This is a genomic window from Bacillus sp. FSL M8-0166, from assembly GCF_038008825.1.
GTDB lineage: Bacteria > Bacillota > Bacilli > Bacillales > Bacillaceae > Bacillus > Bacillus safensis.
Map to the genome: position 1 here is coordinate 2,227,521 of NZ_JBBOZZ010000001.1, position 19,313 is coordinate 2,246,833.

Here is a 19,313-nt window from a genome sequence, read left to right on the forward strand (position 1 = left end):
ATATAACAGTCAAGCCTTTCTTCCTTCCTTTTTGTTTTCTGTTTAGACACGACAGAAAGACCAAGGCCTCCAACTGAAAGACCAAGGCCTCCTTGCTGCTGCGCTCCCTATGAGTTCATGACAGCTTATACTTCCGCATCCACTTGTAAAAGGTGCTTCTTGGCACCCCTGCTGACCTCGCTGCTTCTGACACATGACCTTTTGTTTTGTGCAGTGCTTCTATCACTGTTTGCTTTTGAATGCGTTCCCTTAGCGTGAGTTCTTTTGGATTCTCGGTATACTCTGGTAGATGCAGCTTCTGCTTTTTCTGATCCATCGTCTCTAATACCGCCGCATATTGCGATTCACCAATCCATCCTCCTTTAGGAAACAGTACCCTTATATGTTCAAATAGATTAAAAAGCTCTCGTATGTTTCCAGGCCAATGATACGCTTCTAGCTTACGAAAAAATGATTCAGGAAATATCGCATTCCATCGGTGTTTCTTTTTGTAATAACGATATAAATCAACAATGTCTTCTTTTCTTTCTCTAAGGGGCGGGATGTTGATTGGATAGACATGAAGACGGTAATACAAATCTTCTCGTATTTTCCCTTCCTTCAGCAGTTCGTTCATATTCCGGTGTGTCGCTGTAATGATTCTAATATCCAAAGGGATTTCGTGTGTCCCGCCGAGCGGTACGACTTTCCTTTCTTCAATGACCCTAAGAAGCGCCACTTGCATCGCATAAGGGATTTCGCCAATTTCGTCTAAAAAGAGCGTTCCTTTTTGCGCCTGTTCAAACTTCCCCTTTGCCCCATGACGTTTTGCCCCTGTAAAAGCCCCTTCAGCATAACCAAATAGTTCGCTTTCTAACAGGCTTTCAGGTATGGCTCCACAATTAACGGCAATAAACGGTCCTTTATGTCTTTCACTAGCTAAGTGAATCGCTCGAGCGGCCAGTTCTTTCCCTGTCCCTGTTTCTCCCCAAATATATACATTTGCATCTGTTTGTGCCGCTCGTTTCAATTCGCTGAGCGTCTGCTGAAATGCCGTACTTGTTCCAGATTCCCCGGGAAATTGAGGAAAAGAAACGGTTATATTGCTCTTCGCTGCTTCTTCAAGCGAAAAAGACATGCCTAGCATCTTTCCGTCCTGCTCCGACTGAATGATCTGCGTGCCCCGAATCGCAAATGGTTCCCCCATAAGCCGCTCGACATCCATTCCGTACCAGTCTGAAAACCGGTCTCTAATCGGCTTGCTTGCCGAAACAATCTGCTTTTTCTCATTACAGACAACATACGGCTCGTCCGCTTCTACCTGCTGGAGACAATGACTGATCAGCTCCATCTCTTTCCTTTTTTGCTGGACCTGAATTTCTCTCTCTATGGCATATGCAACTGTTGAAGCCATTCCAAGCATAAAAGGATGACTTTGATCCGCCATACAAGAGATATCAATGACTCCTATGATCGTGCCGTCTGCATCACGAATAGGGGCCGCTGAACAACTCCAATGGTGGGAAGCGACTGAAAAATGCTCAGTTCCGTTGATCGCTACAGCTTCCCCAATGACCAGTGCCGTTCCAATAGCATTCGTCCCCACATCGGATTCGGTCCAGCGCGCGCCCTCCATAAAATTTATTTTTTTCGCTTCTACCAGCGTCCTTTGGCTTCCTGTCAGACTTAGCACATAACCATCTGCATCGATGAGTAAAGCCATCATGTCAGATTCTTTTAATTGCTGACTGATTTTATTTAAGTAAGGAAGAGCGGCATTTAGGAATAGTGAGTACTTCTTTTTTTGAACACTGAATAATTCCTTTTCTAACAACGACTGTCCTTTATCTAAATACGGATTCACATTTGCCTGTTTACATCTGTGCCATGACTCCATCACTCTCTTATCCAGACGAGACCTATCAAGCAAACCTTCACGAACAAAACGTTTCCAAGTATTTAAATAGCAAGGCGTCGGATTCATTCCATCCTCTCCTCTGGGGGCTTTTTATCCATTATAGATAATTATAAAAGCGCTTTCAATTATTGGCTGACCCAGGAAGTCATTCGGATAGAAAGTTTCTCTATCAGCAGTGCACCGCTCGTCCATTTGTTTGCAGCAAGGCTTCGTGTATCGCCTCAGAGAGTGTCGGATGTGCCGCGATAAACTGCTCTAATGTATCAGCTGTCAACTCTGTATGCATCATCACCGCCGCTTGTCCAATCAGTTCTGTTGCATTCGGCCCGATGATGGATACACCTAAAATTTCTTGATATTCCGGTTCGACAATGACCTTTACTTGACCAGCTGGCTGATTTAAAATTAATGCTTTTCCATTTGCAGAGAATGCGAATCTCCCTATCCGAATATCCCCATATTGTTTTCTAGCACTCTCTTCATTTAAACCGACACTAGCGATTTCTGGAGACGTGTAGATGCACCTTGGAATCACTTGTTCATTGACCTTTACATCTTCACCTGATGCATGTGATGCCGCAATCGTTCCTTCATGAAAAGCCGCATGAGCAAGCTGAACGCCACCTGTCACATCACCGCACGCATAGATATGCGGTAGATTGGTTTGCATATACTCATTCACGCAGATGCCGTTTCTATCAAATTCAATACCGATCTGCTCAAGATTCAGCTCCTTTAGCCTCGGCTTTCTGCCAATGGCGACTAAACAATGATCAGACTTAATTTCACAGCGCTCCCCATGATCCTTCTCAACAATCACTTTTTTTGAGATTGCATCAAGCTGTTTGACTGCTGCTGATGTCAAAATCTCTACACCTGCTTTTTGAAGCTGATCGTAAAGACAGTTAGCTGTATCGTGATCTTCTTCAGGTAAAATATGTGCTGCCTGTTCAACCATGACAACCTTTGATCCCATTCTGCTAAAGATGCTTGCAAACTCACAGCCGATTACCCCTCCACCAATGATACAAAGCGAATCTGGTATTGAAGGGAGCGTCATGGCATCCTTACTATCAATGATCCACTCCCTGTCAAATGGGGCGAAAGGTAAAGCAGCGGGTTCTGATCCTGTAGCGATAATGATTTGTTTTGCTTGAATGATTTCAGATTTCTCTTCACTTTCTATCATTAGCTCATGTGCTGAAAGAAATGATGCCTTCCCATTTAACACGCTGATTTTGTTTTTATTCATCAAATAACGAACGCCATCAGTCAGCTGCTTGACGACTGACCGTTTCCGCTTTTGAACGGCATCCCAATGAATGACAGGCTCCTTTTCTGGAAGCTCAATTCCAAAATGTACAGCTGATTTCACATGCTCGTACATATCGGCGCTTTGCAAAAGTGCTTTCGTTGGAATACAGCCTTCATTCAGGCAAGTACCTCCTAACAGGCCTTGGTCGATTAATACAACCTCTCTGCCAAAACGGGCGGCTGTTATTGCCGCCACATATCCTGCTGGCCCGCCTCCTATAATGACAAGCGTCATGGTCATTTCACCTTCTTCCTATAAAAGAATGGATACTGGTTTCTCTAAATATGCTTTGACAGTTGATAAAAATTCGGATGCCGGCGCCCCGTCCAGCACGCGGTGGTCAAATGTCAGACTGAGTGGCAGGATCGTCCCTTTACATAATTCATTTTCATGATAAACAGGCATGTGATCCGTTTTTCCAACGCCAAGAATACCTGCTTCCGGCGGATTCAAAATCGGGGTGAAATGTTCCACACCATAGGCGCCTAAATTAGTGATTGTAAAGGTAGAGCCTTCAATTTCATCGTGAAGAAGTTTACCTTCACGTGCTTTTTTGCCATACGATTTGATACTCTTCGCAAGCTCAATAAGTGAAAGTTTTTCCGCATGCCGAATAACAGGTACTGCCAGCCCGTGATCTAAAGCAGCAGCGATTCCAAGATGAACATACTCAAAAGTTTCGACTCTATCATTCTGATATTGACTATTCATTGCAGGATACTCTAGCAGCGAAAGAATCACTGCTTTGGCTACAAAATCGGTCATAGTTAATTTCAAATCATGTTGTGCTCCAGCTGTTTCGTTCAACTCAGACTGTAATGCTGTCAGCTTTGTCACATCCGCTTTCATCGTTATTGTTAATTGTGCACTTGTTTGCAGGCTTTCCATCATTCGAGAGGCAATGGTTTTCCGCATCATGCTGACTGGCTGATGCTTTGGTTCATTTTGTTGTTTTTCTTTTTCATCAGGAAGTGCCCGAAGCACATCCGCTTTCGTGATTCTCCCATCTGGTCCTGTTCCCACTAGTGTATGAATGTCCAGATTAGCGCTTTGAGCAATCTTACGTGCAACAGGGGAGATTTTCTTTCTCTCTTTCTTTTGTTTTGGCTGCAGGTCTTTTTCTTTCTTTTCCTCGACCTGTTCATTTCCTTCACCGATATAGCAGATGACCGTGCCAGGCGGTACACCTTCTCCCTCAGACACTTTTATATCCAAAATGGTTCCTTCAGCAGGTGATTCGATCTCCATTTCAATTTTTTCAGAGTTGATGCTTGCAATGCTTTCCCCTTTATTCACGGTCTCTCCGATCTCTTTATTCCAGACAGATACCGTTCCTTCTTTCATCGACATGCCCAATTTCGGCATCACAACCTCGACAGCCATCTCCCTCTCTCCTTTCTTTAGTTCAAGATCTTGTCATGACTCTTTCCAACCATCTCTAAGACGGTGTTCACAACCTTATCAGGTGTCGGCAAATATATGTCTTCAAGCGGTGGTGAAAACGGGACCGGTGTGTGAGGAGCCGTCACTTTTTTGATTGGAGCGTCAAGTAAATCGAACCCTTTATCCGCAACAAGAGAAGAAATATCTGCGGCAATTCCGCACCTTGGATTTGCTTCATCCACAATAACAAGCCGATTTGTTTTTTCTACTGAAGTCAGAATGGCCTCTTCATCGAGCGGCGACAAGCTTCTTGGATCAATGACCTCTGCTTCAATTCCACGTGCAGCTAATTGCTCTGCCGCTTCGATTGCTGTATGAACTTGTTTGCCTACCGCAAAAATGGTCACATCTGAGCCTTCTCTTTTCACATCTGCTTTGCCAAGCGGCAGCGTGTAGTATCGCTCTGGAACATCTCCTGTGATATTGTAAAGCGTTTTGTCTTCAAAAAAGATGACAGGGTCCTGATCCTCAATGGCCGCCAGCAGCAATCCTTTGGCATCGTATGGTGAAGAAGGCACCACTACTTTCAATCCAGGGATACTTGTAAATAGTGCATACAAGCTTTGTGAATGCTGAGCAGCTGCTCTAAAACCCGCCCCATGTGTCGTTCTGATCGTGATCGGCACCTCTGCTTTTCCGCCAAACATGTATCGGAATTTTGCTCCTTGATTCAGCACTTGGTCCAGACAGGTGCCGATAAAATCATTAAACATGAGTTCTGCAATTGGCCTTAGCCCTGTGGAAGCTGCTGCCATGGCCGCACCTACATAGCCAGCTTCACTAATCGGTGTGTCAAGAACTCGCTCACGTCCAAACTCCTGAACGATTCCTTTCGTTACACCAAGCACACCGCCCCATGCTTCATCATCCTGTAAGTGATCTACATGAGCGCCTCCAGCCACATCTTCCCCCATTAAAATGACATTTTCGTCTCTGCTCATTGCAAGCTTAATCGCTTCATTCAATGCACTAGACATACTGATTTCTCTTGTCATTTTCCTCTCCCCCTTCTGATTTATTGATACGAAACATACACGTCGGTCAACAATTCGGTATGATCTGGATATTCACTTTCTTCACTGAATGTAACGGCTTCATCTATCGCTTCTGCTACAGCCGCTTCAATATTTGATAGCTCCCCATTCGTCAGCAGCTGCTGCTTGATCAATTCATTTTTAAAAAGAGCGATCGCATCTCTCTCTTCTTGGTGTTCTGCTTTTTCTTGATTTGTTTTGTAACGCTGGGCGTCTCCTTCGAAATGGCCATAATTCCGATATGTCATGCATTCAATCAATGTCGGACCTTCTCCATTTTTTGCTCGTTCAATTGCTTGTTCTGCGGCTTGATAAACAGCCATCACATCTTTTCCATCTACCTGAATCCCAGGAATGTCATAACCGGCGGCTCGATCTACGATTGATTTGCAACTTGAAGCATAGGAAAATGGTGTCGCTTCCCCGTACCCGTTGTTTTCTGCGATGAAAATGACGGGCAGTTTCCAGATGGCCGCGAGATTGATCCCTTCGTGGAAAGTCCCTTGATTGTTTGCACCATCTCCAAAAAAGCAAACGCTTACATTTTCTGTCTTTTTATATTTGGCTGTGAGGGCTGCCCCGCACGCAAGAGGAAAGCCGCCTCCAACAATTCCGTTGGCACCGAGCATTCCTTTATCAAAATCTGCAATGTGCATGGATCCGCCTTTGCCTTTACACAGACCTGTGGCTTTTCCATAGATTTCTGCCATCATTCCTTTTAGATCACAGCCTTTCGCTATACAATGGCCGTGGCCCCGGTGGGTACTTGTGATACTGTCTTTTTCATTCAGATGAGCACAGACTCCTACGGCAACAGCTTCTTCGCCAGCATAAAGATGGACAAACCCCGGCAAAATTCCTTTTGTAAAAAGCGTGTGTACTCGATCTTCAAATTGGCGGATTTCCTGCATCTTTTGATACATCCATACGGCTTTTTCTTTAGTCAATGCCATTTCCATTTAGTAAAACCTCCTATCCTTTTTTGCTTGCACTACTATACAAGCAAAAATCGTGCCAACATGAAGATACATGAACACTTAGGCTTTGACCGAATCACACCGATGAAAAAAGAGACAAAATGAGACATGCGTCTCTTTTTGTCTCCATATGTCCACACATCTAATGGAATAAAAAAAGCATCCCCTTAGAGGAATGCTTATCATAATGAATCGGTTGTACGCTTCCACTTTAATTGCCCTTTGCAAACGCCGCATACATAACGAGAGGTATCAAACCGTCTTTTCCTTATAAAAGATCGGCCGCATCCTGTGCAGACATATTCATGGCGTTTCCCCGCACGCCGCTTCTTTTGTACGGTCTTTAGCGGTGTACAAAAACGCGGGGCTCCTACTTGTTTTAATAACGCTTTAAAATCACGGTCGCGATGCTGATAGCCTTTTCCCTCAAGATGCAGATGATAATGACACAGCTCATGCTTGATGATCCCGATTAATTCTTCTCGTCCATGCTCCTCTAGATACCGGCGGTTCAGTTCAATATTGTGTGTACCAAGTAAATATCGCCCGCCTGTCGTTTTTAACCGGTCATTAAAAACAGCCTGATGGCGGAATGTCTTGCCAAAGAACTGCTGGGAAATGTGCTCTGTTAACTGCTGTAACTCTCTCTCGTTCAATCAAGATCGTTCCTTTCTATAAAAACCTCGAACGGGACAATTTCCCCTATGCATACATTGAAGATACACCCACTGTTTCGATCAAAGGAGGAATGGGCGATGCCCAACTGGCTGAAAAATCAGATGCAGAAGGCATTTTATGAGAAAAATCATTATCAAATCAAATTGCTGAATCAATGCTGGTACTTTTATAGAAAAAAACATTCAGTCACATCAAGGCACACCCCATCCTAAGGTGCGCCTCGTTTTTTGTTTACTCTGGTTTCAACATGGAGAGGGCAACGCGGCCTTTTGCCTGGTCAACGGAGTCCACCCATACGGTCACAATGTCACCAACTGATACAACGTCAAGCGGATGCTTCACAAAACGATTGCTTAGTTTGGAAATATGCACAAGCCCATCCTGCTTTACGCCAATATCAACGAATGCGCCGAAGTCTACGACGTTTCTTACCGTTCCTTGCAGCTCCATTCCTTGCTTCAAGTCTTCCAATTTCAATACATCTGTTTTGAGCAGCGGTTTTGGTACTTCATCCCGCGGATCACGCTCAGGTCTTGTGAGCTGATCGATGATATCTTGAAGTGTAATTGTCCCAATATCTAGCTGTTCTGCTGCTTCGTCCAGTTTCACTTCAGCAATTTTCTCTTTTAACTGCTCTGTGCCAAGATCGTCTGGCGTCATGTTGATCATGCGTAAAAACTGTTTTGTTTCTTTATAGCTCTCTGGGTGAATGCCTGTACGGTCAAGCGGATCTTGTCCGTCTGTAATACGCAAGAAACCGATACACTGCTCATATGTTTTAGCACCGAGCCTTGGAATATCTTTCAATTCTTTTCTGCTTGTGAATCTCCCAATCTCTTCGCGCCGCTTGATGATATTCCCAGCGACGGCTTTTGAAAGGCCTGATACGTATTGCAGCAGCGCCTGTGAGGCTGTATTGACGTTCACACCGACTTGGTTGACGACTGTCTCAACAACGAAGGTTAACGAGCTGTTTAATTGCTTTTGACTCACGTCATGCTGGTATTGGCCCACACCGACAGACTTCGGATCAATTTTCACGAGCTCTGCTAAAGGATCTTGTAATCTTCTAGCGATTGAAATGGCGCTTCTTTCTTCAACTTGCAGATCTGGAAACTCTTCTCGTGCCAGCGCAGATGCGGAGTATACACTTGCTCCTGCTTCATTCACGATCAAATAGGACACCGGCTGATCCAGCTCTTGAATCAAGTCTGCAATGAATTGTTCTGTCTCTCTTGAGGCTGTTCCGTTTCCAATCGCAATGACTTCAATGTTTGATGATTGAATGATCTCTTTGACTTTTTGTTTCGCTTCCGCTTTTTTCTGCACAGGCGGGTGCGGGTAAATGACGCCAATATGATGGACTTTGCCCGTATCATCCACGACGGCTAATTTACAGCCTGTCCGAAATGCAGGGTCGACTCCAAGTACACGCTTCCCTTTCATCGGCGGCTGAAGCAGCAGTTTTCTTAAGTTTTCAGCAAAAATATGAATCGCTTGTGCCTCTGCTTTTTCTGTCAGCTCTTTTCGTATTTCGCGTTCAATTGAAGGCTGAATGAGACGTTTATATGCATCATCAATTGCCGCTTCAATAAATGGTCTCGCCGTTGTCTGTTTGCCTTTTATGACTTGTTTGTCGAGATAGAAGCGAATATTTTCAGCAGGTGGTTCGATGGCAGCCTTTAAAATGCCTTCTTTCTCCCCGCGGTTGACCGCTAGTACACGGTGCGGAACAATCTTTTTGATTGGCTCTTGATAATCGTAATACATTTCATAGACGTTTTTCTCATCGCTCTCGACGTCTTTTCCTGATGTGACCAGACTGCCCTTTTGGTACGTTTCACTGCGAATCCATTTTCGCATATCAGGATCATCTGCCAGCTGTTCAGCAATAATGTGCTGCGCACCCTCAAGAGCCTCTTCTACATTTGTCACTTCTTTTTCTTCGCTAATAAAAGCAGCTGCTTTCTTCTCGATCTGATCGCTTGGCAGCGTAAGTAAAAATTCCGCCAGCGGCTCCAGCCCTTTTGCTTTGGCTACATTCGCCTTTGTTTTGCGCTTTTGTTTGAATGGCCGGTATAAATCTTCGACCTCTTGCAGTTTATGAGCTTGTTCAATTTTCTGTTTTAATTCATCGGTTAGTTTGTCTTGTTCAGCAATTAAGCGAATGACTTCTTCTTTTCGGTTCATAACATTTTGGATATATGTATAGCGCTCTGAAATGGTTTGAATTTGCACCTCATCCAGTGAGCCTGTCTGCTCTTTCCGATAACGGGCAATAAACGGGACAGTGTTGCCATCCTCTAAAAGCTTGATCACACTTTCAATTTGTTTCGTTGAAAGCTTTAATTCTGTCGCAATTTGTTTCAATAAAAAGTCAGATGTCTTCATACTTTGCATCCTCTCACTGTGTCTTCTCTTTTAGTGTATCAAAAAAACCGGCAAAACAGAAAAAAGGTCAGCTATTTTACGTGAGCTGACCAAGTACATAGGTGAGATCGTCCTTTTTGTCTTGTGTGTATGTTTCAAGCTGTTTGGCGATGTCTTCAACTGAATGTCCATGTTTTAAACACATGCGCATGTTTGGCACATTCAGTCCGTCTGAATACATAATGAATATCGATCCTTTTTCGTAGGAATAGGTGTATGTTTTATATTTTCTAGGTTTCCCTGATAAGTATCCTGATGTCGGAAGTGGATAAATATAATCGCCAGAAGGTGCATTCAAGATAAACCGAATATTACCAACCGAACAATAGGTAAATTGCTGCTGGGAAAAATTCACCTTTAAGATCGCAACGGTGGCCCCGCGTTTATTTTTCATGGCCTGATTGCATCTGTCGATGAGGGTCGTCACATCCTCATGTCCATATTCTTCGACAATTTCGCTGACTAAAGAAGATGATTCATTGGCGTACTGGCCGCTGCCCAATCCGTCTGCTACAGCACAAATTAGTTCTTCATCATCTGCTTTAATAAAAAAACTGTCCCCGCAGCATGGTTTTCCTTCTTTATTCGATTGATAGATAATGGCGTTTACATGCTCATGCTGTTCAATCTGCTTCATTACCCTAGCTCCATAGACGCATCTTCTGATAATGCATCTCGCAGTTTTTTCACTGCCTTCCGCTGCAGTCTCGATACATGCATTTGGGATATACCCAGTAAATCGCCTGTTTCTTTCTGACTCTTATTTTGCAAGTAAGTCAGATTGATAATCTCTTTTTCTCTATCCGACAGCACATGAAGCACACTCTCAAGCATCATTTTTTGGTTCACACGTTCGTAGCCCTCTTCCTGTGAGCCGACAACGTCTAAAATCGTCACAGTACTTCCTTCAGAATCAGCCTCTACGCCTTGGTCAACAGACAGTGCTTGATAGCTTTTGCCCATCTCCATGGTTTCAAGTACTTCTTCTTCTGTTACATCTAGGTATTCTGCAATTTCTTGGACTTTAGGTGATTTCTGTGTCTCTGTTGTCAAATGATCGACTGCCATTTTGATTCTCGGTCCAAGCTCTTTGATCCGCCTTGGTACATGGACACTCCATGTCTTATCTCGTAAAAAGCGTTTGATTTCCCCGATGATGGTTGGAATGGCAAAGGCTTCAAATGATTTACCGACGAGCGGGTCGTATCGTTTAATGGCACCAAGTAAACCAATCATTCCAACTTGTCTAAGGTCCTCATGAAAGCTTTTTCCTTTAGAATATTTTTTCGCCAGCATATCAACCAAGTTCGTATAGCATTCGACCAGCGTAAGCTGCGCCTGCTCGTCTTGATTGGATTGATAGCTTTGGATGAGGCGGTCTACTTCATCTTTAGTTAGTTTCATAGTTTTGGATGGTTGTGTCATGGTCAACTCGCTCCCTGTTTAAAAACTTTGTCATCGCCACGGTAACTCCGGAGTTTGCTTGCACCTCGACTTCATCCATCAATGTTTGCATTAAGTATAAACCAAGACCTCCTTCTGCCAATTGATCCACCGTATGAGCAGATGTGTACGGTCCCAGGTCTTCCTGTTTTTGCTTAAAGTCAAAGCTACCGCCTTTGTCAGCGACAACGATTTCTAGACGATCCTCATAGACAAGAAAGCGAACAGCTACCTCTCCATCTTCGCCGTCTTCACCTTTGTAGGCATGCTGAACTGCATTTGTACAGGCCTCACTGACGGCAATCTTTAAGTCCTCAATCTCTTCATAGACATAGCCCATCCGGCTCGCTACGCCTGAAAGAGTCAAACGAATAATGCCTACATATTCTGGTTTCGCCGGTATTTTCATCTCGATTCGATCTACTGATTCGTTCATTGTACCCCACCCTCTGACTTTGCAGAAATGTCAATGATGTCCTTTAATCCAGTGATTTCAAACAACCTTACAAGCCGTTCTGACAAGTTCTCAAGCTTTAAAGTTCCACCTGCTTTTTGAGCCGCTTTAAACAGCCCAACGAATACACCTAAACCTGTACTATCCATATACGTAACATCCTTTAGACAGATTTCAAGATGCTCTCCCGCCTCTGCTTTAGGCATGAGCGTTTCTCTTAGCTGAGGAGCGGAGTACACATCGATTTCCCCGCTGACACTGATTTTCGTTTTTTGATCTATTTGATGCTCTTTTACAGACATATTCATTATGCATTCACCTCGAAATTCTTGTTTCATAAAGTTTTATATACCCGCGTATTTACTTTCTAAACCTTTCTTTTGAGAACAAGTAAAGTAAAGTCATCGTGCAGCTGAAAATCCTGCAGTTTGAGTAAGCTGGCGTAGATGGCATCCACCATTTCTTGAGCTGAGTAGGATAGGTGCTCTGATATGAGCGCTTTGATATCCTCCCGCTCTAAGAAACCGTCCTCTGACTTGGATTCTGTGACCCCATCAGAGAATAGGATGACCATGTCTCCTGCCTCCAAATGCTTCTCGTACTGTCTGTAGTCAAAGTCTGGTGCAATCCCAAGGACAAGCCCTTTTGCATCTAAATCGTAAAATGAGTTCTCTTTTTTGCAATAGAAAAAGCCCGGCTCATGACCAGCCGATGCATATTTAAATTCATGCGTTTCTGTATTATAGCTGCCATAGAACATCGTGATAAACATACTTGGGTCTACGTTTTGCTCGACAACACGATTCAGGGTTTTCAGCACTTTTGTTGGGCCGCTCCCTGACTCTGGCAAGGAATCCATCGCATATTTAATCATCGACATACAGAGTGCAGCCGGGATTCCCTTTCCAATGACATCTGCGATCGCGATATTGATTGTATCGTGATCCGTCACAAAGTGGTAATAATCTCCACTCATCTGTTTTGCCGGTACACTAATCGCCCCAATATCAAAGGTATCTCCTTCTGGAATTTTCGTTTCCAGAAGGGTTTGCTGAACATTTGCAGCAATTTCGATTTCAGATTTTATTTCTTGCTGGATGCCTCTGAGTGTTAAATGTTCCTGGTAGGCAAGTCCGTACCCAATCATGACTTCAATTAAGAAGTCTAGTGAATGAAAAACATCTTCCGGCAAATCAGGGTAAAGCTCCTGAATCACTTTTCGGTGAACACTCACTATTTCTTCAGGAGGTATTTGATGCTCAATGGTTTTACGGCTAAATTTTTGAGCTTGATAAAGCGATGTTTCAGTTAAATCACTGATATAACGACTGAGCAGCTGATGGTATCGCTGCTCCATTACCTCCTTAAAATCCACATGGTTTCCCTCCTAGCGAAGCCACTTAACAGCTTGTATCTCCGTTCCTTGTTCTGGTGCAGAATCTAATTTAAATTCATCCATCAGTCTTCTGACACCCGGAAGACCTGCTCCGAGTCCGCCTGATGTTGAAAATCCGTCTTCCATTACTTTACGTATATCCATGATACCCGGCCCATCATCGGCTGCGATCACTTTGAGTCCACGCTTTCCGCGCTCCATCACTTCTTCTATACAAATCTGACCTTTACCAGCGTATAAATAGATGTTTCGAGCTAATTCTGAAATGGCCGTCGTAATTCTTGCTTGGTCAACTGTTCCAAATCCAAGTTCTTTTGCAACATTGCGCCCCAATTGTCTTGCTGCGACTATGTCCCATTCCGTCAATATTCTTACACAGGATTGGTCTTTCATATCTATTCCCCCAATTCCCGCTTCAGTGTCTCAAGCCCTTGTTCAAGATCTAGTGCTGTCTGAATTTCTTCAAGCGATATACCAAGTTCAATCAGCGTCACAGCGACTGCCGGCTGTATTCCTGTTAATACAACTTTTGCCCCCATGAGCTTGGACATGGTAATCACATCGCCTAATACCTTTGCGATAAAGGAATCAATCATATCGACGGATGTGAGGTCAATGACAACACCGTTTGCTCCTGTTTCATGAATTTTATTCAGCAAGTCTTCTTGAAAGTGTAGAGCTGTTTGATCATCAAGCTCCCACTGTATTGAAATCAGAAGACAATTATATAGTTTTAAGATTGGAATCTTCGGGTGATTTCTCACTGGGTTATCCCTCCAATGAAACAATTTTTCGATTTGTCATTTCCAAAGCAGTTTGAATTCCTTTTTGAAGGGTATTCTTTGTTGTAACTTGAGATAAATCAATTCCAAGGTTCACAATGGTTTGGGCTATTTCTGGGCGAATACCGACAAGCAAGCACTTCGCACCTACTAATCTCACAGCCTCTGATGCTTGAATGATATGATGCGCTACCATTGTGTCAACGACAGGTACACCCGTAATATCAATCAAGACGACCTGTGAGCGATGTTTGACGACACCATTGAGCAGGTTCTCCATAATTTTTTTCGCACGTTCTGTATCAATTGTTCCAACAAGCGGCATGACGGTGATGTGCTCAAATACTGGGATCAGCGGGGCAGAAAGTTCCTGCAGCGCAATTTTTTGAAGGTTGACTGTTTTCTCCCATGAGATGGAATACTGGTTTAAGATCTCGTTATGAATAGGTGTGATGAATCGATCGATTTGCCAGATGAGGTCATGACTTTCTTCTGTTGTATCTTTGTCATCGTTCATTTTTTGATATAAATGTGTACGGATTTCTGTTAGACCATTTGCCAGTAACTTAAGTGATATACCCATTTGAACAATTTTTAAAGCAAAAGTTTGCACTTTTTCTTCAAAATCTTCAGCATACCCTTCTGAAAGAGATGTAATAATTAATTGAACATATTCCGAACAGATGGTTTCATACATGTTGTCGTTCAGCATCATGTCCGTTTCTTTGTCTCCGAGTCGTTTTAAAATGTCCGTCCACTCTTTTTCTAATTCCTTTTGATGCTTTCTTGCAAAAGCTAACACGATATGATTCGACATGTTTTACCCCCTACGTACATAAACAGCACTTCTTTTAGTCTTTCTTCATTATAACGTTAAAAAAAATTGAACACAAAAAAAAGTTGCTCCCAAGAGAGCAACCAAATATCACCATATTAAAAATCAATAAGAGCCAAACTCACTTGTAAGGCTTCATCAACCTTCTCCATCATCTCATCATCAAGATGTGTGATTTTATCTGTCAATCTTTGTTTATCGATTGTACGAATCTGCTCCAAAAGAATGACAGAATCTCGTTCAAAGCCGTAGCGCTTTGCATCAATTTCGACGTGAGTCGGTAATTTCGCTTTTTGTATTTGGGCTGTTATGGCTGCAACGATAGCAGTCGGGCTGAAGCGATTTCCAATGTCATTTTGAATCACCAATACTGGGCGAACCCCGCCCTGCTCGGAGCCAACAACAGGAGATAAATCAGCAAAGTAAACATCACCGCGTTTAACAATCAAATGTTTAACCCCCGCTGACTAATCGCTCAACTGTATTCTCAGCCTCAAACTCTGCGTATTGTGCCTCTGAAGAGATATTCAGATTAATTTTCGCCATCTCCATGTAGCCGCGTCTCATCGATTCACGATTTTGTCGAATATTACGTTCACGAATATACGTTTTTGTCGCTCGGTAGATCAATTCATTTCTTGTTACCTTATCCTGCTCTGCTACTCGTTCGATCTCAGACATTAAAGCCTCCGGCAGTCGAATCTTCATTTCGTTTGTTGCGCTGGATTCAGACAAAAAACATACACCTCCACAAAACTTACGGATACCGTATCGATCCATTCCAAGACTAATCATACCATTATTCAATGCGCAAGCAAAGCTGTTTTTTCATGATTCCTTATTAGAACATGAAACGGCTCGCCACCCGTAAATCAAGATGATAATGGAGTTCCTCTTTCACATTATACGCTTTTTTCCGAAAATCATACGGTATTTCCAAAATCTCTAAAAAAGGGAGAATGTTTACCCCTTCTTTGTAGAATAAAAAGGAACGATGTCAGTTTGACGATCGTTCCTGTGAAAGCTGTTTAGAAAAAGCTTGGCCCGCCTTGAAGCAGCGGATTCCGCACATGCACCCTTTTGCCGTCCTCTATATATACTCTTGGGACGCGGTGGCCAATGGAGCAAGTGACTTCATAGTTAATGGTTTCAAGCCTTTTTGCAATTTCATCGACTGATACCATTTCTTCACCTTGTCCACCAATCAAAACGACCGGCTCCCCTGCTGGAAGGTTCTCTTTCAGTTCAACCATGAATTGATCCATACATACCCTTCCGGCAATCTTCCGGCGCTTTCCGCCAACAAGTACTTCCGTGCCTTCCAGCTTCCGGATCCACCCGTCTGCATAGCCGACTGGTACTGTACCGATCCACGTATCTTGATTAGCTGTATACGTCGCCCCATAGCTGACACTCTCACCCTTTTGAATGGGCTTCACATGGGCAAGCTTTGTATGAAGAGACATGGCTTCTTCCAGTTTGAAAGGGAGTTCACCTTTGATTTCCTCTGACGGTGACAGCCCGTACATACTGATGCCGAAGCGAACCATATTAAACAACACTTCTTTAAACCTTAAACCTGCTGCACTATTGGCACAATGAACGAGCAGTTCGTCCGTATGAAGCGGCTGAAGCAGGGTTTGAAAGGTGTCGACTTGCCGCTCAAAATAGTTCTCATCCTTTTCATCTGCTGTCGCAAAGTGAGTATATACACCTTCCAGCTGTAAATAAGAATGCTCGCTGACAAGCTTCTTTACTTCGTTCACTTGTTCTAACGTTTTCACACCTAAACGGTTCATTCCGCTGTCTATTTTCAAATGAAAACGAATGGGTTGTCCCATCTGCCCTTTCACCATACGGACGACTTCCCTCAGCCACTTGGTGGAGTAAGCGGTCATGACCACATTGTATCGAACGGCGGTTTTGACATACTCCGGCGGTACAGCGCCGAGTACAAGAATCGGTGCTTTGATGCCTTGATTTCTTAAAGAAATGGCCTCATCTAAAAAGGCTACAGCTAACAAGTCTGCACCTGCTTTGAGGGCAGCTCTTGCCACTTCTATATCTCCATGTCCATATGCATTGGCTTTCACAACAGCCATCAGTTGAACATTTTGACCGATATGATCTTTCATATGTGAAACATTATGCTTGATTGCTGTTAAATTAATTTCTGCCCATGTGTCTCTATAAAAGGCATTTGTGTCCATCAGTCACACTTCCCTATTGAATGATTCAATCCCCTCATATGATACTAAAAATCAAGAATAATGTGAAACAAATCAAAGAAAATCAGCCCTTGCACAGGGCTGATGCTTCATTTTTAAGGCTTTCGCCTGAGAACTTCATTTATTTAGCTGACTGGCCTTCTACACTGTTTGCGACCATCAACAGCTCTTCCTTCGATAGATCACTTGAGGAAATTAAATAGTCAACTCCGTCAGATGTCCATGAGAGGGATTGATCTGTCATAACCCCTACTGTCATGCCAAGATCGACCGGCTCGCCATTCATCGTGACAGGCGTAGATGCTTCAGCTACTCTCGCTTTTTCCTGAATGAGTGTGAAGGATTTCTTGCCGCCGTAAGTAATCACATAACGCTTCCCAGCATCTGTCGTCATTTCTTTCTCTTCCATCTTCTTCACGCCTTCTGGCATATCAACTGGTGTTTTCACCGCAAAGCTTTCAGATGGGTCTGCACTTGTGGCAACATCCATTTGAGAGAGTGTCATGTTTTTCTTCTCATCAAATGCATCTTTGTCAAAGGATTTATTGAATTCAAAGTGAGAGAATTCCACTTTCACCATTGGCTTTTTGTCGCTATCCAGCACTTTCACACTGGCAGGCGCCATTGTTTTCTTATGAAAGGTAATCTCTTGGGTAGGCAGCATTTGGTTGTGCTGATAATTGGTCTTCGTTTCGAACACATACTTTGACTCTTTCGCTTTGAACTGAGCTGCACTGTCATTTTTAATGTCCTTCACGAGTGATTCGAATAAATAGACCTGACTGCTATTATTCGGCCAATCACTATGGAAACGGAAGCTCTTGTTCAATGAAGGTGTCAGCACAAATACACCATTGCCATTTCTTAAAATGACTTGACTCTGATCCTTTTTCGGATTTTCTAAATAGACACGGTAAAGCTCCGGCTTCTTGTACCAAATTTCTACCTGGTACTCCTGCGGGTCATTTCCTGTCTCAATGGTCATTTTTGCTTTGGCTTTGTATGATGTCATTTCCTCTGCCTTTTTGTTTAAATCTCCAACGATATCCTTCTGAGATTTTTGACCGCATGCGGAGAGAATCAGTACAAAAAGGATTCCCGTTACAAGCAAAACAAAGCTTTTTCTCACCCTTTTCAACCCCTTCGTTAATTGTGTTAAAAGGAAGAAACCGCTTGTTTGACTTTAACAGTACGCCTCAAGAGTTAACTGCGTACCGCGAACCATCAAAGCCTGTTAGCAACTCGCCCTTCCTTATCGCACTACCCAATATATGAAGGGGGGACAAACAATATGCAGACTAGCTTGACAACCTTTCAATTAAAACTTGTGCAGCAGCATATTCCTTTGTATGGGTAATGGACACATGAACCTGATCTCCCTCCGCTTTCTCGCTTTTGATGAAGGGTTTTCCATGATCGTCTTTTTGAATGTCTATATCATGAAAGCTTAAATGCTGACCGATTCCCGTTCCGTATGCTTTAGCGAAAGCTTCTTTTGCCGCAAAGCGTCCTGCCAAAAATTCCAGCTGTCTTTTTTCACTGAGTGTACGAAAGACGTCCTGTTCACTTAAAGTCAAAATTCGTTCCGGTAAACGGGGCTGCCTGCTGAGCACTCGCGAGAGCCGGTCGATCTCAACAATATCAATGCCTATTCCTTTGATCATGAGGTACCTCCTATGATACTCGTACTAATTTGAGTGTTCGCTTCATAAACGTGTTACTATAAACTTACCATTATCTAGTCAAAAGGGGTTTGTTATGTTTATTCGAACGGAGAGCTTTCAACAATTTATTAGATCGTATCCAATCGTAACAGCGATCCTTGCCTTACAAATCGGCCTGTGGCTTATATTTGCGGTTCCTATCCCAATTATACAGCTTGGACAGGATCATCTCGTCGGTTTCAATTACGGTGTAGCGGCTGGAGAATGGTGGCGGCTCGTCACACCTATTTTTCTTCACGGGAGTCTCACGCATATTTTATTTAATTCCATGTCCCTTTTCTTATTCGCCCCAGCACTTGAACATTTGCTTGGGAAGGTTCGATTTCTGATCATTTATCTTGGTGCAGGGTTCATTGGCAATCTCGGAACCTATTGGGTGGAGCCTTTAGAGTATGTACACGTTGGCGCTTCTGGTGCGATCTTTGGTTTGTTTGGGGTTTATCTATACCTTGTCCTGTTTAAACCGCACATGATGGACCGCGGCAATTCACAAGTGATTTTAACGATTCTTGCTGTTTCTGTCATCATGACGTTCGTCAATTCGAACATCAATATCATGGCTCACTTATTTGGATTGATCGGCGGTATGATTCTAGCACCTATTACGCTGTTCTTCCATTCGAAAAAAAGACGATATTAATCTCATAAAAAATGTCGATCACTCCTTAAGCGGGAGC

22 protein-coding genes are annotated in these 19,313 nt (G+C 43.3%); 2 read left to right on the forward strand and 20 right to left on the reverse strand.

The features are described 5' to 3' along the window. Positions 1–115 precede the first annotated feature (115 nt). The 6 genes from NSS92_RS11755 to NSS92_RS11780 all read right to left on the reverse strand — a co-directional run bounded on the left by NSS92_RS11755 (position 116) and on the right by NSS92_RS11780 (position 7,322). Positions 116–1,963: a sigma-54-dependent Fis family transcriptional regulator gene (locus NSS92_RS11755; RefSeq protein ID WP_267587623.1), complete on the reverse strand. Its 1,848-nt coding sequence runs from the start codon at positions 1,961–1,963 to the stop codon at positions 116–118. Between the two features lie 103 nt (positions 1,964–2,066). Continuing rightward, on the reverse strand, positions 2,067–3,446 hold the full coding sequence (gene lpdA / locus NSS92_RS11760) for a dihydrolipoyl dehydrogenase (RefSeq protein ID WP_340869999.1): 1,380 nt from the start codon (positions 3,444–3,446) through the stop codon (positions 2,067–2,069). An 18-nt stretch (positions 3,447–3,464) separates the two neighbouring features. Continuing rightward, positions 3,465–4,595, reverse strand: coding sequence for a dihydrolipoamide acetyltransferase family protein (locus NSS92_RS11765; RefSeq protein WP_340868117.1), 1,131 nt, complete (start codon positions 4,593–4,595; stop codon positions 3,465–3,467). A 17-nt stretch (positions 4,596–4,612) separates the two neighbouring features. Then, on the reverse strand, positions 4,613–5,650 hold the full coding sequence (locus tag NSS92_RS11770; protein ID WP_340868120.1) for an alpha-ketoacid dehydrogenase subunit beta: 1,038 nt from the start codon (positions 5,648–5,650) through the stop codon (positions 4,613–4,615). Positions 5,651–5,670: 20 nt separating this feature from the next. Further along, complete coding sequence (locus NSS92_RS11775) at positions 5,671–6,648, reverse strand: thiamine pyrophosphate-dependent dehydrogenase E1 component subunit alpha (RefSeq protein ID WP_340868122.1); 978 nt, start codon at positions 6,646–6,648, stop codon at positions 5,671–5,673. A gap of 200 nt (positions 6,649–6,848) precedes the next feature. Then, entirely contained in the window at positions 6,849–7,322 is a 474-nt protein-coding gene (locus NSS92_RS11780; protein WP_340868124.1) for a SprT family protein, read from the reverse strand. A gap of 99 nt (positions 7,323–7,421) precedes the next feature. Here NSS92_RS11780 and cmpA point away from each other — a divergent pair, with 99 nt between their 5' ends. After that, complete coding sequence (cmpA, locus tag NSS92_RS11785; protein WP_008346893.1) at positions 7,422–7,556, forward strand: cortex morphogenetic protein CmpA; 135 nt, start codon at positions 7,422–7,424, stop codon at positions 7,554–7,556. A gap of 19 nt (positions 7,557–7,575) precedes the next feature. Here the strand turns inward: cmpA and NSS92_RS11790 are convergent, their stop codons facing one another. The 14 genes from NSS92_RS11790 to acpS form a co-directional block, all read right to left on the reverse strand. After that, positions 7,576–9,735: a Tex family protein gene (locus tag NSS92_RS11790; RefSeq protein ID WP_340868127.1), complete on the reverse strand. Its 2,160-nt coding sequence runs from the start codon at positions 9,733–9,735 to the stop codon at positions 7,576–7,578. A 76-nt stretch (positions 9,736–9,811) separates the two neighbouring features. Further along, complete coding sequence (locus tag NSS92_RS11795) at positions 9,812–10,411, reverse strand: PP2C family serine/threonine-protein phosphatase (RefSeq protein ID WP_048240337.1); 600 nt, start codon at positions 10,409–10,411, stop codon at positions 9,812–9,814. After that, positions 10,411–11,199: an RNA polymerase sigma factor SigB gene (gene sigB / locus NSS92_RS11800; protein ID WP_048240336.1), complete on the reverse strand. Its 789-nt coding sequence runs from the start codon at positions 11,197–11,199 to the stop codon at positions 10,411–10,413. The genes NSS92_RS11795 and sigB overlap by 1 nt, the downstream gene beginning before the upstream one ends. After that, positions 11,165–11,653, reverse strand: a complete 489-nt coding sequence (gene rsbW, locus NSS92_RS11805; protein WP_267587631.1) for an anti-sigma B factor RsbW — start codon at positions 11,651–11,653, stop codon at positions 11,165–11,167. Before rsbW ends, sigB begins: the two co-directional genes overlap by 35 nt. Further along, the gene (locus tag NSS92_RS11810) at positions 11,650–11,979 is read right to left on the reverse strand and encodes an anti-sigma factor antagonist (protein WP_017358393.1); all 330 of its coding nucleotides are present in this window, start codon (positions 11,977–11,979) and stop codon (positions 11,650–11,652) included. Before NSS92_RS11810 ends, rsbW begins: the two co-directional genes overlap by 4 nt. 59 nt (positions 11,980–12,038) lie before the next feature. Then, complete coding sequence (locus NSS92_RS11815; protein WP_267587632.1) at positions 12,039–13,046, reverse strand: PP2C family protein-serine/threonine phosphatase; 1,008 nt, start codon at positions 13,044–13,046, stop codon at positions 12,039–12,041. Between the two features lie 12 nt (positions 13,047–13,058). Then, positions 13,059–13,460 (reverse strand): anti-sigma regulatory factor, encoded by a 402-nt coding sequence (locus NSS92_RS11820; protein WP_340868135.1) that lies wholly within the window; start codon positions 13,458–13,460, stop codon positions 13,059–13,061. Between the two features lie 2 nt (positions 13,461–13,462). Continuing rightward, on the reverse strand, positions 13,463–13,831 hold the full coding sequence (gene rsbS / locus NSS92_RS11825) for an RsbT antagonist protein RsbS (RefSeq protein ID WP_003214235.1): 369 nt from the start codon (positions 13,829–13,831) through the stop codon (positions 13,463–13,465). Between the two features lie 4 nt (positions 13,832–13,835). Next, complete coding sequence (locus NSS92_RS11830; RefSeq protein WP_267587634.1) at positions 13,836–14,666, reverse strand: RsbT co-antagonist protein RsbRA; 831 nt, start codon at positions 14,664–14,666, stop codon at positions 13,836–13,838. A gap of 116 nt (positions 14,667–14,782) precedes the next feature. Beyond that, complete coding sequence (gene ndoA / locus NSS92_RS11835; protein ID WP_024425388.1) at positions 14,783–15,133, reverse strand: type II toxin-antitoxin system endoribonuclease NdoA; 351 nt, start codon at positions 15,131–15,133, stop codon at positions 14,783–14,785. A gap of 4 nt (positions 15,134–15,137) precedes the next feature. Then, positions 15,138–15,419, reverse strand: coding sequence for a hypothetical protein (locus NSS92_RS11840; RefSeq protein WP_003214273.1), 282 nt, complete (start codon positions 15,417–15,419; stop codon positions 15,138–15,140). 293 nt (positions 15,420–15,712) lie between these two features. Continuing rightward, positions 15,713–16,894: an alanine racemase gene (alr, locus tag NSS92_RS11845; RefSeq protein ID WP_340868139.1), complete on the reverse strand. Its 1,182-nt coding sequence runs from the start codon at positions 16,892–16,894 to the stop codon at positions 15,713–15,715. A gap of 139 nt (positions 16,895–17,033) precedes the next feature. Continuing rightward, positions 17,034–18,050, reverse strand: coding sequence for a LolA family protein (locus tag NSS92_RS11850; protein ID WP_340868141.1), 1,017 nt, complete (start codon positions 18,048–18,050; stop codon positions 17,034–17,036). 160 nt (positions 18,051–18,210) lie between these two features. Beyond that, the gene (acpS, locus tag NSS92_RS11855; protein WP_267587637.1) at positions 18,211–18,576 is read right to left on the reverse strand and encodes a holo-ACP synthase; all 366 of its coding nucleotides are present in this window, start codon (positions 18,574–18,576) and stop codon (positions 18,211–18,213) included. A gap of 94 nt (positions 18,577–18,670) precedes the next feature. On the opposite strand from acpS, the gene NSS92_RS11860 reads away from it, so the two are divergent. Next, positions 18,671–19,276: a rhomboid family intramembrane serine protease gene (locus tag NSS92_RS11860; protein WP_041107457.1), complete on the forward strand. Its 606-nt coding sequence runs from the start codon at positions 18,671–18,673 to the stop codon at positions 19,274–19,276. Positions 19,277–19,313: the final 37 nt, after the last annotated feature.

What these genes read in the sequence shown, in the direction of transcription:
- NSS92_RS11755 (WP_267587623.1), bottom strand. Translation starts at nt 1,963, where the DNA reads ATGAATCCGACGCCTTGCTATTTAAATACTTGGAAACGTTTTGTTCGT.
- lpdA (WP_340869999.1), bottom strand. Translation starts at nt 3,446, where the DNA reads ATGACGCTTGTCATTATAGGAGGCGGGCCAGCAGGATATGTGGCGGCA.
- NSS92_RS11765 (WP_340868117.1), bottom strand. Translation starts at nt 4,595, where the DNA reads ATGGCTGTCGAGGTTGTGATGCCGAAATTGGGCATGTCGATGAAAGAA.
- NSS92_RS11770 (WP_340868120.1), bottom strand. Translation starts at nt 5,650, where the DNA reads ATGACAAGAGAAATCAGTATGTCTAGTGCATTGAATGAAGCGATTAAG.
- NSS92_RS11775 (WP_340868122.1), bottom strand. Translation starts at nt 6,648, where the DNA reads ATGGAAATGGCATTGACTAAAGAAAAAGCCGTATGGATGTATCAAAAG.
- cmpA (WP_008346893.1), top strand. Translation starts at nt 7,422, where the DNA reads ATGCCCAACTGGCTGAAAAATCAGATGCAGAAGGCATTTTATGAGAAA.
- NSS92_RS11790 (WP_340868127.1), bottom strand. Translation starts at nt 9,735, where the DNA reads ATGAAGACATCTGACTTTTTATTGAAACAAATTGCGACAGAATTAAAG.
- NSS92_RS11795 (WP_048240337.1), bottom strand. Translation starts at nt 10,411, where the DNA reads ATGAAGCAGATTGAACAGCATGAGCATGTAAACGCCATTATCTATCAA.
- sigB (WP_048240336.1), bottom strand. Translation starts at nt 11,199, where the DNA reads ATGACACAACCATCCAAAACTATGAAACTAACTAAAGATGAAGTAGAC.
- rsbW (WP_267587631.1), bottom strand. Translation starts at nt 11,653, where the DNA reads ATGAACGAATCAGTAGATCGAATCGAGATGAAAATACCGGCGAAACCA.
- NSS92_RS11810 (WP_017358393.1), bottom strand. Translation starts at nt 11,979, where the DNA reads ATGAATATGTCTGTAAAAGAGCATCAAATAGATCAAAAAACGAAAATC.
- NSS92_RS11820 (WP_340868135.1), bottom strand. Translation starts at nt 13,460, where the DNA reads ATGAAAGACCAATCCTGTGTAAGAATATTGACGGAATGGGACATAGTC.
- NSS92_RS11830 (WP_267587634.1), bottom strand. Translation starts at nt 14,666, where the DNA reads ATGTCGAATCATATCGTGTTAGCTTTTGCAAGAAAGCATCAAAAGGAA.
- alr (WP_340868139.1), bottom strand. Translation starts at nt 16,894, where the DNA reads ATGGACACAAATGCCTTTTATAGAGACACATGGGCAGAAATTAATTTA.
- acpS (WP_267587637.1), bottom strand. Translation starts at nt 18,576, where the DNA reads ATGATCAAAGGAATAGGCATTGATATTGTTGAGATCGACCGGCTCTCG.
- NSS92_RS11860 (WP_041107457.1), top strand. Translation starts at nt 18,671, where the DNA reads ATGTTTATTCGAACGGAGAGCTTTCAACAATTTATTAGATCGTATCCA.